Raw genomic sequence first — 12,821 nt, 5'->3', positions numbered from 1 at the left:
GGGGAGCGTTCAAGCGTCGCGCAGGCGCTCCAGGGCGCCGGTCACGACATCCTTGTCGGTGGTTTGCCAGAACGGCGGCAGGGAGGCGCGCAGGTAACCGCCGTACCGTGCGGTGACCAGGCGGGAGTCGAGCACCGCCACCACGCCGCGGTCCTCGGTGCGGCGGAGCAGCCGGCCCACGCCCTGTGCGAGCAGGAGGGCGGCGTGGTTACCGGCGACGGCGAGGAACCCGTTCCCCCCGCGGGCCGCCACCGCACGCTGACGCGCCGAGAGCAGCGGATCATCGGGACGGGGGAACGGGATGCGGTCGATCACGACCAGCGACAGGGTCCGTCCCGGGACATCGACGCCCTGCCACAGCGACAGGGTGCCCACGAGGGTCGTCTCCTCGTCGGCAGCGAACGTGGCGACGAGGTTGGCCGTCGAGTCCTCGCCCTGGCAGAGGACGGGCGTGTCGAGTCGTTCGCGGAGCAGTTCGGCGGCCGCCTTCGCCGCGCGCATCGACGAGAACAGTCCGAGCGTGCGGCCCCCGGCGGCGGTGATGAGGTCGACCAGTTCCTCCTCGGCCGCGGGCGACGGGCCCTCCCGGCCGGGCGCGGGGAGGTGAGCTGCCACGTAGAGGATGCCGTTGCGGCGGTAGTCGAACGGGGATCCCGCGTCGAGGCCCGTCCACCGCAGTGCGCTCGCGTCGTCGTCGGAGGGCGGTTCGAGCGACACCGCGCTCGCCGTGTCCGGGCGTGCCGACGAGGCGGGCGGCAGTCCCCAGGTGGCGGCGAGCCCGTCGAACTTCCCGCCCGTGGTGAGGGTCGCGGAGGTGAGGATCACCGTGGACTCGGCGAACAGGCGGGCACGCAGGAGCCCGGCGACGGACAGGGGAGCGACGCGCAGGATCCGTCCACGCCGGTCCTCCACGCTCATCCACACGATCTCGAGGCGCTCGGTGACCGGCCGCTCGAACGAGGAGAGGATGCGGTCTGCGGCGTCGGCGATCTCGTCCAGCGCGGCGAGGGTCTTCTGACGGTCGGAGGCACCCTGTGGGTCACCGGCGGCCTCTCCGGGCTTGGGACCCGGGACCGCGCTGCGACAGTTCTCGGCGGTGTGGCGGACAGCGGCCAGCGCGAGGTCCGCGCCCTCGGGCATGAGGTCCCATCGCGCCTCGGGACAGATCTCCAGCAGCGTCGCGAGGCCCTCCCCGGCGGCGACCATGCGGTCCGCGGTCTGCTGGTCGACGAGCTTCGCCGCCCGGCGCGCGGCCTGGATCACGGCCGCGCCGGTGAGTTCGGCGGTGGTCACGCCGGTCACCCGGTCGGACAGCTCGTGGGCCTCGTCGATCACCACGGCGTCGTGTTCGGGCAGCACGGAGACATCGGTCATGGCGTCGATCGCGAGCAGCGCGTGGTTGGTCACCACCACGTCGGCGCGGCCGGCCTCCTGGCGGGCCAGTTCGGCGAAGCACTCGGAGAACTCGGGGCAGACCTGCCCCAGACACTCGCGACTGGTCACCGACACCTGCCGCCACGCCGCATCGGAGACACCGCGGGGCAGGTCGTCGCGGTCGCCCGTGTCCGTGTCCTGCGCCCAGTCGTGCAGGCGGGCGATCTCGCGGCCCAGCCACGAGCTCGGGCCGGTGTCCCTGGGGGCGGCCTCACGTGGGGTGCGCGCGGCCGTGGACTCGCCGCCGAGGGGCAGGTCGAACAGCTCCTCGGTCTCCACCTCCTCCGGGTCGGCCTCGTCGACCGGCCCCGAGCTCACCCGGTGCAGGCACAGGTAGTTGCCCCGGCCCTTGAGGATCGCGTGGGAGGGACTCACGCCGAGTTCCGGGCGGAGCGCCTTGGACAGGCGCGGAAGGTCGCGGTCGACCAACTGGTTCTGTAGCGCGATGGTCGCGGTGGAGACCACCACGGTGTTCCCGGTGGCCACGGCGTGGCGCAGCGCCGGCACCAGGTAGGCCAGGGACTTACCGGTGCCCGTGCCGGCCTGGACGGCGAGGTGTTCCCCCGTCGCCAGGGCGTTGCCCACGGCCTCGGCCATCGTCACCTGGCCCGTGCGTTCGCTGCCGCCCAGACCCGCGACCGCGGTGGCGAGCAGGTCGGAGACGGGGGGGAGCGAGTCGGTCACGCGGATACCCTAGCGGCCGCACCGGACAGTGGCCCGGGCCGCCGGGCCGCCGGGCGGCTCGGGGGGCAGACCCGGGCGGCTCGGGGGCAGACCCGGCCGGCTCGGGGCCCACCCGGGTGCGTCGGCGGTCGACCGACTGCTCCGCTCAGCGGGTGGCCGGGGGGATGACCCTCACGGGGATGGCGGGGTCGCCCTGACTCAGCGCGAGCCCCTCCCACGGCAGGGACACCATCACGGCGGTGTGGTGGGCGCGTGATTGCTCGAGGGTGGGGAGCCCGGGTACGGTCTGGCCGCCCCGGATCAGCGGGACCATGAGATCGCGAGTCACGAGACCGGGCTCCTCGGGGGCGTCCCCGGACCACGGCAGCAGTACTTCCTCGACGGCGGTGCCCGAGCGGCGGTGGTGGCGGACCGCGCGCTTGGCGCCGGGCAGGGACTCCTTCTGGGCGGAGCGTTTGGCCACGGGGATCCCGTCGACCTCGACGAGTTTGTAGACCATGCCGGCGGTCGGGGCGCCCGAGCCGGTCACGAGCCGGGTGCCGACGCCGTACACGTCGACCGGCTCCGCGCGCAGAGCGGCGATCGCGTACTCGTCGAGGTCCCCGGAGACCACGATCCGGGTGTTGCGGGCTCCGAGGGCGTCCAGCTGACCGCGGACCTGGCGGGCGAGCACCCCCAGGTCCCCGGAGTCGATGCGGACGCCGCCGAGTCCGGGCCCGGCGACCTCGATCGCCGTCGCCACGCCCGTCGCGATGTCGTAGGTGTCCACCAGGAGGGTGGTGTCCACACCGAGGGTCTTCACCTGCGAGCGGAAGGCGGCCGCCTCGTCCGGGCCCTCCGGGCCGGTGTGCAGCAGGGTGAACGAGTGGGCGGACGTCCCGGCGGAGGGCACGCCGTGCCGGCGCGTCGCCTCCACGTTGGAGGTGGAGTCGAACCCGGTGAGGTAGGCGGCCCGGGCCGCGGCGACCGCCGCTTCCTCGTGTGTGCGGCGGGACCCCATCTCGATGATGGGGCGGCCGTACGCCGCCGAGGTCATGCGCGCGGCGGCCGAGGCGATCGCGCTGTCGTGGTTGAGCACGGACAGGACCAGGGTCTCGAGTACGACGCACTCCGCGAACCCGCCCCGGATGCTCAGCACGGGCGAGCCGGGGAAGAACAGTTCGCCCTCCGCGTAGCCGTCCACGTCTCCCGTGAAGCGGAAGTCGCGGAGCCAGTCGATGGTCCGCTCGTCGAGCGAGTCCGACAGTGCCTCGATCTCCTCGTCGTCGAACCGGAAGTCCGCCACGCGTTCGAGGAGCCGACCGGTGCCGCCGACCACCCCGTACCTACGGCCGGAGGGCAGGCGTCGGGCGAAGACCTCGAACACACAGAGCCGGTCGGCGGTGCCGTCCGCCAGGGCCGCACGGATCATGGTGAGCTCGTACTTGTCCGTGAGCAGGGCGGTGGACGGTCGCCCGGCGGCGGGCGTGACATGGGAGGGAGTCGGCGGGGTCACGGGGGCGACTCTACGGCGTGGCCTACCCGGCGGGAATCCGTATCCTGGGTTCCATGCACCCTGTGACGACACCGCTTGCGGCCGTCCGGAGCACCGCCCCGGTGATGGCGATGCCGTCGGCCGCGCCAGTGGAGTCCACGGACGCGGACCTCGACGGCGGGGTGGACAGCCCCTGGCTCACCGTGGTCTGGGACGACCCGGTGAACCTGATGAGTTACGTGACGTACGTGTTCCAGCGGGTGTTCGGCTACAGCAGGGAGAAGGCGCATGACCTGATGCTCAAGGTCCACAACGACGGACGGGCGGTGGTGTCGTCCGGCAGCCGCGACAAGGTCGAGAACGACGTCCGCAAGCTGCAGGAGGCCGGACTGTGGGCCACGATGCAGCGGGAGGCGTGAGGCGGTGAAGGCGTGGCAGCGCAAGGCGTCCCTCGGTGGGGCGCGCATCAAGTCGGTCATGGAGAACCACGAGGTGCAGATCCTGCACGCCCTGGTCTCCAACGTGGTGGACATGCTCGAACAGCGCCGGGACTCCGCCCCGCGCGATGAGCTGGCCGAGATCACCGGGATGCGCAGCGGCCACTCGCAGGTGCCCGCCGAGGCGCCCCTGGCGCGGTTGTTGCCGGACTTCCACCGCCCCGAGGCGGCCGACAGTGCGGACGGGTCCGACACGGACGGGGCGGCCGTCGCGCGGGCCCACAACTCGGGCATGCGGATGATCCACGAGCCGGCGATCATCGACGCGAAACTCGGCTGCGCGGGCGTGGTGCTGCGTTCGTTGCCGTCGCGGGGCGGGACGGTGTCGCTGACCCTCGAGCAGGCGAACTCGTGGATGCGGTGCCTCAATGATGTGCGGCTGGGGCTGGGCGCCGTCCTGCTGGAGGCGGGCTCATTCGACGGGGTCGCCGCCACCGACATCCCCGAGTACGTGCCCGACGATGACCCCCGGTCCGCCCAGTTGGACGTGTACCACTGGCTGACCTTCATGCAGGACTCCCTGTGCACGGCCCTCGACGGGCTGTGAGACGACGGGCTGTGAGACGACGGGCAATGAGGAGAACATCGTGAACCGAGACCCCCGTTCGCCGTGGCCGGGTACCGGCGCCGGCGCGACCCGCCCGGCGGACCCGGGGCCGCGGCGCTGGCCGGCCCTGGTCCTGCTGTGGTCGCTCGTCGCCCTGATGTGGGTGGTCGAGGCGGCGGACCAGGTGATCATCGCGGCGATCGGACCCCAGCAGACCCTCGACGGCTACGGGGTCCAGCCGCTGGCGACGGACGGGCTGCTCGGCATCGTGTTCCAGCCGCTGCTGCACGGGGACTGGGCGCACCTGATCGGTAACTCGATCGCCCTGCTCGTGCTGGGGTCGATCATCGCCCTGTCCGGGATCCGGCCGCTGGTCACCGTCACCCTCGTGTCGTGGCTGATCTCGGGAGTGGTGTCCTGGTTGCTCGGCGGCACCGGGACCGTCCACATCGGGGCTTCCGGGATCGTGTTCGGCTACATCTTCTACGTCATCGTCCGGGGCTTCTTCTCCCGGCGCATCCTGCACCTGGTGATCGGACTGGTCATCGGCTTCTACTACGGGCTCGAGGCGCTGGCGGGCCTGTCGCCGATGCTGGACGGGGTGTCCTGGCAGGGCCATCTCGGGGGCGCGATCGGCGGCGTGGCGTCGGCGTACGGCCTCAAGCGCGACCGGACACCGCAGCAACAGCTCGCCACCCAGCCGCGGTGGTCCACCGGACCGCGGAGGTGACGCGCCCCGACCCGCAGGCTCCCATCGGGGTGTTCGACTCGGGCGCCGGCGGTCTGACGGTGGCCCGGGCGATCGTGGACCAGCTCCCCGACGAGTCGGTCGTCTACGTCGGTGACACCGCCAACGGGCCGTACGGTCCGTTGCCGCTGGCCGAGGTCCGGGCGCACGCCCTCGCGGTGGCGGACCAACTCGTCGACCGCGGGGTCAAGGTGTTGGTGATCGCGTGCAACACGGCGTCGGCGGCGATGCTCCGCGACGCCCGCGAGCGCTACCCGGTACCGGTCGTGGAGGTCATCCAGCCGGCGGCCCGGCGCGCGGTGGCCACCACCCGGTCGGGCCGGATCGGGGTCATCGCCACCCGCGCGACGGTCGCGTCGCGGGCGTACGACGACGCGGTGGCCGCGGCGGCCGGGATCGAGCTGACGTCGGTGGCGTGTCCGAAGTTCGTCGAGTTCGTCGAGCGCGGCATCACCAGTGGCCGTCAGGTGCTCGGGTTGGCGGAGGCATATCTCGCCCCGATCCGGGACGCCGACGTCGACACCCTGGTGCTGGGGTGCACCCATTACCCGTTGCTGTCCGGTGTGGTGCAGTTGGCGGCGGGGGACCACGTCACGCTGGTCTCGAGCGCGGAGGAGACCGCCAAGGACGTGCTGCGGGTACTCACCGCGCAGGACCTGTTGCGGCCACACGACGCGGCCGAGCCGGCGACCCACGAGTACCTCGTCACCGGTGATCCCGACGCCTTCCGCCGGGTGGCGTCACGGTTCCTCGGCCCCGGTCTGGTGGCCGTCGGGCGGGCGGTGTCGGACTGATGGACGGTGACACGCATCGCGGGCACAGCCGCGAACACCACGACACGCGGTGCGGCGTGGCACGATGGTGCCCATGTTTCTGACTGTCCTCGGGTGCTCGGGAAGTATCGGTGGACCCACCTCGCCGGCGTCCGGGTATCTGGTGGAGGTCGACGGTCTCGCCCCCGTGGTGATCGACATGGGGCCCGGTGTCCTCGGCGCGCTGCAACGACACGTGGCCCCCGAGGACGCGACCGTCCTGCTGTCCCACCTCCACGCCGACCACTGCCTGGATGTCCCGAGTCTGTTGGTCCTGCGGCGCTTCGGCCCCGGTGCGAAGGGCGCGGGCCGCGTGCCGCTGGTCGGGCCGTCCGGGACGGCCTACCGGATCGGGGTGGCGTCGGCGGAGGAGCCGGGGACGGTCGACGACCTGTCGGACACGTTCGACGTGGCCACGTGGGACGTCGCGCCCGAGGTGGAGATGAGGGGCGACGACGACGAGGTGGCCCTGCGCGTGCGGGCCGACCGGGTGGAGCATCCTCCGGAGTCGTACGGAATGCGCCTGACCTCCCGTAGCGGCCGGGTCCTGGCGTACAGCGGGGACACCGCCTATTGCGACGCCCTGGTCGAGCTGGCGGTCGGCGCGGACGTCCTGCTCTGTGAGGCGTCCTGGACGCACGAGGAGGGACGCCCGCCGGGCATCCACATGTCGGGGGCGGAGGCGGGCCTGACCGCTCACCGCGCCGGCGTGGGTCGTCTCGTGCTGACCCACATCCCGCCGTGGGTGGACCGCGAGGCGGTGCGCGCGGAGGCGGCCGTCGAGTTCGGCGGGGAGATCCTGCTGGCGGAGCCGGATCTGCGGATCACCGTCTAGGTGGCGGGTCGGCACCACCCGACCCCTCCCGGCCCCGGCCCTTCCCGCTACGGCCCCTCCCGGCCGCTCCTGACTTGTGAGCCACTCCTGGCTTGTGCCTGGGGAATGTACGCATCCGCCGGGGTTGAGCTGCGCGAATGGACCAAAGAGAGCGCATAAGCCAGTCCGGCGGCGTCAGCTGCGGCGACAGCGTCGGCGTCTCGCCGGCGGCACCTCACCAGGAGGCGTCCGCCGGCCCCACCCACACCGCCTGCCCCTCCGGGGCCGGCGTCCGGCGGCTAGGATCGGCGGTCGTGACCTCATCGAACAGCAGCAGAGCAGACGGACGCGGCGACGCCGACCTGCGGGACGTGACCATCACGCGGGGGTTCACCTCGCACCCGGCGGGGTCGGTCCTCGTCACCTTCGGGCAGACCCGCGTCATGTGTACGGCAAGCGTCACCGAGGGCGTGCCGCGGTGGCGCAAGGGTTCGGGCCTGGGGTGGCTCACGGCGGAGTATGCGATGCTGCCGGCCGCGACCCACGAGCGCTCGGGCCGGGAGTCGGTCCGCGGCAAGGTGGGCGGTCGCACCCACGAGATCAGCCGTCTGGTGGGCCGCTCCCTGCGGGCCTGCATCGACCTGTCCGCGCTGGGGGAGAACACGATCGCCCTGGATTGCGATGTCCTGCAGGCCGACGGCGGGACACGGACCGCGGCGATCACCGGCGCGTACGTGGCCCTGGCGGACGCGATCACGTGGCTGCAGGCCAAGGGCGCGGTCACCGGCAACCCGCTCACCGGGGCGGTCGCCGCGGTGAGCGTCGGCGTCGTCGACGGCCGCGTCCTGTGCGACCTGCCCTATGAGGAGGATTCGCGGGCCGAGGTGGACATGAACGTGGTGTGCACCGACGGCGGCAAGCTCATCGAGGTCCAGGGGACCGCCGAGGGCGCGGCGTTCGGCCGCGACCTGCTGGACGCGATGCTCGACTCGGCGCAGGCCGGCTGCGAGCGACTGTTCGAGATGCAGCGCGAGGCCCTCGCGGCGCCCTACCCGGGCGAGTTGCCGTCGCCGCCGGCTGCACGGAACCGAGGGCGGTAGTCGTGACCGTTCGCCTGGTGGTCGCGAGCCGCAATGCCAAGAAGCTGGCCGAGCTGCGCCGGGTGCTGGAGTCGGCGGGGATCGTCGGCATCGAGCCGGTGGGACTGGACGAGGTGCCGGAGTACCCGGAGGAGCCCGAGGACGGCGCCACCTTCGCGGACAACGCGCTGATCAAGGCCCGATCCGGTGCGCAGGCGACCGGCCTGCCGTGCCTGGCGGACGACTCGGGACTGGCGGTGGACGCCCTCAACGGCATGCCCGGGGTCCTGTCGGCGCGCTGGGCCGGGCGGCACGGCGACGACGCCGCGAACAACGCGCTCCTGCTCGCGCAGCTGGCGGATGTGCCGGAGGAGCGCCGGGGAGCGGCGTTCGTCTCGGCGTGCGCGCTGGTCGGTCAGGGCGTCCCGCACGCTGCGGGCTCGCCTGCTGCTCAGGACGGGGTGGGCGAGATCGTGCAGGAGGGCCGCTGGCCGGGCCGCGTGTTGCGGCAGTCGCGTGGTGAAGGCGGATTCGGGTACGATCCGCTGTTCATGCCCGAGGGGTCCGACCGCGCCGCCGCCGAGCTCAGCCCGGAGGAGAAGGACGCGGCCTCGCACCGTGGCCGGGCCCTGCGCGCCCTGGTGCCGGCGCTGCGGGTACTCGCCGAGCGGGCCTGACGGCGGCATCCGACCGGCGCACGCTGGCCGACGCGCGCCGGTCGGATGCCGGTGCCGACTAGAGCTCGCTGCGTCCGCGCACGGCCTCCAGTGCCCGCTCGGTCTCGAGCACGCGCAGGTGGGGGACCGGGTCGGCGCCCGACCACAGGACGTACTCGGTGAGCTGCCGACGTACGAGTGCTCGTAGGTCGTCGGGGTTCCACGGCTTGGCGACGTAATAGTCCAGCCCGCCTTCGTTGACCGCGCGGATGGTGTCGGCGTGGTCGGCCTGGCCGGTCACCAGCACGGTCCGCACGTGTGGGTGCCGGCCCGAGGCCATGAGCTCCACGAGGAAGTCGGTCCCGGAGCGTCCGGGCAGCCGGTGGTCGGCCAGGACCAACGCGAGCACGTCGCCGTCAGCCGCGACCTCGTCCAGCACGGCGTGGGCGTCGGGCACGTCCTCGGCGGGTTCTACGCGGGCGATGTCGGCGAACGGCGCGAGATCGGCCTCGAGTGCCTCGCGGACCTCGGGTTCGTCCTCGAGGACCAGGATCGTGAGTCGCGGGTCGGGGACGGCTCGGGCGGATCGGGCGTGCGTCACGTCAGGGGCTCCTCGCTGTGGTCGGCGGCGGGCAGGGTCACCCGGAATGCGGTGTGCCCCGGCCGGGAGTCGAGGTCGATCACGCCGTCGTGGTCGAGCACGATCCGGTGGCTGATCCCCAGCCCCAGGCCCAGCCCAAAGCGTATGCGTCCGGATTTGGTCGTGAAGCGGGGCTCGAAGATCTTGTCGCTGATCTCGTCCGGCACGCCGGGGCCGTTGTCCGTGACGGTGACGATCACCTCGCCGCCGTTCGAGGCCCCGGCACCGATCCGGACCCGGGGGTCGGGCGGGGCCTGCGGGCCGGTGAGGACGTCGGCGGCGTTGGTGAGCAGGTTGATCCACACCTGGGTCAGCTGGCCTGGGTGGGCGGTGACGTCCGGCAGGCCCTCGGCGATGTCGCGGACCACCTGGACCCCGGGCAGACGGTGGGCGGTGATGCGCAGCGCGTCGTCGATGGTCGTGGCGACGTCGGTGGGGACGTAGGCGGCGTCGAGCGGGCGCATGGACGAGCGCAGCGAGGACACGAGGTCGGCGATGTGATCCACCGCGAGGTCGAGGTTGCGGGCCGCCGAGCCGATCGCCGCCGCCGTGACGACGGCCTCGCGCGTACCGGGTGACGACGACGAGAGGGCCCGGAGCGTCTCGTCGTCGTCCAATCCGGCGGCCACCACCCTGCGGGTGGTCTCGGCGTCCGGCAGCACGGCACGGACCCGCCGGCGCGCGCTGCGCAGTTCGGCCGTGGGGCGCGCCTTCGCGGTCCGCGCGCGGCGGAGCGCCCTGGTCACCAGCTCGGCGTCCCCGCCGCGGGCGACGAGGGTCTCGAGGTCGGCCAGCAGGTGGTCGCGGGCGCCCTCGAGGGCGGCCAGCGGGTTGTTGAGCTCGTGGAACAGCCCGGCCGCCATCTGTCCGATCGCGGCGGCGGAGGCCTGGCTCATGAGCTCGACGCGGGCCTCGGACAGGGCGTCGAGGGCGTCGGCGAGCCGCTCGCGCTCCTCGCGCAGGCGCACCGCGAGTTCGGTCTCGGTGAGGCGCTGTGACTCGGCGTGGCGGAGCCGGTCGTCGAGTCCGTGGACGGCGGCCACGCCCAGTGCGGTCCCGACGCGGGGGCTGCGGGTCAGGGCGGTGACGAGTTGTTCCTCGGACAGGTGCACGAGCGCGCAGTCGGTGAGGGTCCGGGTGGTGTGCAGGGCGGTGCGGTCGCCGACGAGGCCCGGCAGCCCGATCAACGGGCCGCCACGGTAGGGGTTCTGGCCCTCGGGGAAGGGGCGGCCCGGGATGAGGACCTCGACCTCGCCGCGCAGCAGGATGTAGAGCCCACCGAGCCGGGCGTCGCGGCGGGACAGGACGACGCCGGGCGGAAGCTCGATCCGCGGGCGGGGGCCGAGGGACTCCTCGAGCGCGTCCACGAGTTCGGCGACGGCGGTCCGCCGCGAGCCCCGCAGCGACGGCAGCAGTTCGGCGGCCCGCGGGTGCACTCCGGGTATCCCGGTGGGGGCGCGGTGGCGCAGGGCGGCGTGCTCGGGCCCGCCCTCGGCGTCCCGGCGGCGCCCGGCGTCCAGCCTGGCCCACCAGATGAGGATCCGCGGGCCCAGTTCGCCGGGCGCCCACGGCACCGCCACGACGCCGTCGAGCAGGCCCGCGTCGACCGCCCGCTCGATCCCGGTGACCGTGGCGCCGGAGGTGACCACGAGCAGTCGCGGCGGCGGATCCTCCGGCCCGGAGGCGGAGACGACCGCGCTGAGGATCGCGTCGGGATGGTGCTCGTCGCCGACCGCGACCACCACCTCCGGACCGGCGGCGGTGCCGCCGAGCGCGGCGACGAGCCGGGACGCGGCCGCGGGATCGTCGGCGCGGTGGACGATCACCTCGGCCGCATCCGCGCCGGCCGGGCTGGCCGTACCCGCGCTGGCCGCGCTGGCCGCGCTGTCGATCTCGCGGGCGACGGCGGCGGCGACCGGGCCGTGGCCCACCACCAGAATCGGCCGGAGGGGCCGGCCCTCGTCACGGGTGATCGGGCGCGGCGGGGTCGTGTCGCGGGCGGTCATGTCAGGCCTGTCAGGGACCACCAGGCGGGCATGACGAACGCCACCAGCACCAACCCGACCACGCCGACGACGATGCCGATCGCGGCCATGTCCTTGGTACGGATCTCGCCGGTGGCGTAGGCGATCGCGTTGGGCGGGGTGGACACCGGCAGAGCCATACCGAGGCCGCAGACGACGGCCAGGGCCACGGCCAGGATCACCGAATCCGAGCCGACGGTCACCGCCAGGCCCGGCACCAGCGGGATGAGCAGATTGGCCGTGGCGGAGTTCGAGATGAGCGTGCCCAGGAGCAGGGCCAGGGTGAGCAATCCCAGTGTGACTGCCAGCCCCGGCAGGGTCGCCCAGTCGACCAGCCCGATCATCCACTCGTCGAGCCCCGTGGCGGCGACCCCGCTGCCCAACGCGATCCCGCCGGCGACCAACCACAGCACCGGCCACTGCAGGCGCCGCAGGTCCTCGCCGGTCATCACAGAGGTGGCCAGCAGCACGGTGACGGGCAGGAACGCCACCGTCGCCGCCGGGATACCGTGCGCGGCCTCGGTGAGCCACAGCACCACGGTGAGTCCGGCGACCACGTAGAACAGGACCGCCCGGGGACGCGTGTCGAGGTCCACTCGCACGTCGATGTCCACGGCCACGCCACGGTCGAGGTAGCGGACCGACAACACGGCCCATGCCACGACCAGCAGGACCATGACCAACGGTCCGGTCGCCAGCAGCCAGTCGACGAAGGTGATGCGGATGCCCTGGTCCGCGAGGGTGCCCACCGCGATCGCGTTGGGCGGCGAACTGACCGGGGTGAGCAGGCCACCCACCGTGGCGGCGACGGGGATGCTCAACGCCAGCCCCGCACGGGCGGCGGGGGACGGGGACACCGCCAGGACGGGGATGAGGACCGCGAGCATGGTGGCGGTGGTGGCGGTGTTGGACATGAACGCCGAGAGCACGGCGGTGATGAACATCAGTCCGAACACGGTGAGCCGGAGGTTGCCGCGGAACGGCCGCAGCATCACCGCGGTGAGGTTGCGGTCCAGTCGGTATTTGGCGGCGCCGTCAGCCAGGAGGAAGCCGCCCAGGAACAGGATGATGACGGGGTGGGCCAGGGTGGCGTAGATCGACTCCGCCGTGGGTGCCTCGAACGCGGTGTCACCGAAGCCGACCAGAGCTTCGTCGGAGATGAGCAGGACCTGCAGGAAGATCACCAGGACCGCCGTGGCGACCAGGGGGATCGCCTCGGTGACCCACAGGATGACCGCCACGGAGAACACCGCCAGCATGCGCTGGGCGGGCGGGTCGAGGCCCGGGAGATCGGCGAACAACACCGCGACCGGGACCAGGACGGCGAGCGCCAGGCCGACGCGCTGCACCGTAGTCCCGGGCAGGCGCCTGGCCGCGGCGATCACAGGCATGTCAGACCAGCACCGTCATCT

Annotated in this window: 12 protein-coding genes; 7 read left to right on the top strand and 5 right to left on the bottom strand. The window is 73.0% G+C overall.

Annotated elements, in window-relative coordinates:
- Positions 1–9 precede the first annotated feature (9 nt).
- Complete coding sequence (locus tag CK206_RS05770) at positions 10–2,118, bottom strand: ATP-dependent DNA helicase (protein ID WP_096905849.1); 2,109 nt, start codon at positions 2,116–2,118, stop codon at positions 10–12.
- 145 nt (positions 2,119–2,263) lie between these two features.
- On the bottom strand, positions 2,264–3,613 hold the full coding sequence (locus CK206_RS05765; protein ID WP_254050492.1) for a nicotinate phosphoribosyltransferase: 1,350 nt from the start codon (positions 3,611–3,613) through the stop codon (positions 2,264–2,266).
- A gap of 53 nt (positions 3,614–3,666) precedes the next feature.
- Between CK206_RS05765 and clpS the strand changes: the two genes are divergently transcribed.
- The 7 genes from clpS (at position 3,667) to CK206_RS05730 (ending at position 8,766) form a co-directional block, all read left to right on the top strand.
- On the top strand, positions 3,667–4,011 hold the full coding sequence (gene clpS / locus CK206_RS05760) for an ATP-dependent Clp protease adapter ClpS (RefSeq protein ID WP_096907308.1): 345 nt from the start codon (positions 3,667–3,669) through the stop codon (positions 4,009–4,011).
- A 4-nt stretch (positions 4,012–4,015) separates the two neighbouring features.
- The gene (locus CK206_RS05755) at positions 4,016–4,636 is read left to right on the top strand and encodes a DUF2017 domain-containing protein (protein ID WP_096905848.1); all 621 of its coding nucleotides are present in this window, start codon (positions 4,016–4,018) and stop codon (positions 4,634–4,636) included.
- A gap of 40 nt (positions 4,637–4,676) precedes the next feature.
- Positions 4,677–5,366, top strand: coding sequence for a rhomboid family intramembrane serine protease (locus tag CK206_RS05750; protein ID WP_096905847.1), 690 nt, complete (start codon positions 4,677–4,679; stop codon positions 5,364–5,366).
- Positions 5,363–6,178 carry a glutamate racemase gene (gene murI, locus CK206_RS05745; RefSeq protein WP_096907307.1) on the top strand — a complete coding sequence of 272 codons (816 nt, stop codon included), beginning with the start codon at positions 5,363–5,365 and terminating at the stop codon, positions 6,176–6,178. The genes CK206_RS05750 and murI overlap by 4 nt, the downstream gene beginning before the upstream one ends.
- A gap of 73 nt (positions 6,179–6,251) precedes the next feature.
- On the top strand, positions 6,252–7,031 hold the full coding sequence (locus tag CK206_RS05740; RefSeq protein WP_067719963.1) for an MBL fold metallo-hydrolase: 780 nt from the start codon (positions 6,252–6,254) through the stop codon (positions 7,029–7,031).
- A 293-nt stretch (positions 7,032–7,324) separates the two neighbouring features.
- A complete protein-coding gene (rph, locus tag CK206_RS05735) occupies positions 7,325–8,110 on the top strand; it encodes a ribonuclease PH (RefSeq protein ID WP_096905846.1) in 786 nt (261 codons plus the stop codon).
- Positions 8,111–8,112: 2 nt separating this feature from the next.
- A complete protein-coding gene (locus CK206_RS05730; protein WP_067719897.1) occupies positions 8,113–8,766 on the top strand; it encodes a non-canonical purine NTP pyrophosphatase in 654 nt (217 codons plus the stop codon).
- Positions 8,767–8,824: 58 nt separating this feature from the next.
- Here the strand turns inward: CK206_RS05730 and CK206_RS05725 are convergent, their stop codons facing one another.
- From CK206_RS05725 to CK206_RS05715, 3 genes are read right to left on the bottom strand one after another with little or no spacing between them, the layout of a single operon-like run.
- The gene (locus CK206_RS05725) at positions 8,825–9,346 is read right to left on the bottom strand and encodes a response regulator (protein ID WP_067719896.1); all 522 of its coding nucleotides are present in this window, start codon (positions 9,344–9,346) and stop codon (positions 8,825–8,827) included.
- On the bottom strand, positions 9,343–11,391 hold the full coding sequence (locus CK206_RS05720; protein ID WP_096905845.1) for an ATP-binding protein: 2,049 nt from the start codon (positions 11,389–11,391) through the stop codon (positions 9,343–9,345). The genes CK206_RS05725 and CK206_RS05720 overlap by 4 nt, the downstream gene beginning before the upstream one ends.
- The gene (locus CK206_RS05715) at positions 11,388–12,800 is read right to left on the bottom strand and encodes a DASS family sodium-coupled anion symporter (RefSeq protein ID WP_096905844.1); all 1,413 of its coding nucleotides are present in this window, start codon (positions 12,798–12,800) and stop codon (positions 11,388–11,390) included. Before CK206_RS05715 ends, CK206_RS05720 begins: the two co-directional genes overlap by 4 nt.
- Positions 12,801–12,821 lie beyond the last annotated feature (21 nt).

Source organism: Dietzia sp. WMMA184, assembly GCF_002441635.1.
GTDB classification, from domain to species: Bacteria; Actinomycetota; Actinomycetes; order Mycobacteriales; family Mycobacteriaceae; genus Dietzia; species Dietzia kunjamensis.
The sequence above is the reverse complement of the archived record's forward strand: the minus strand, read 5'-3'. Positions and strand labels throughout refer to the sequence as shown.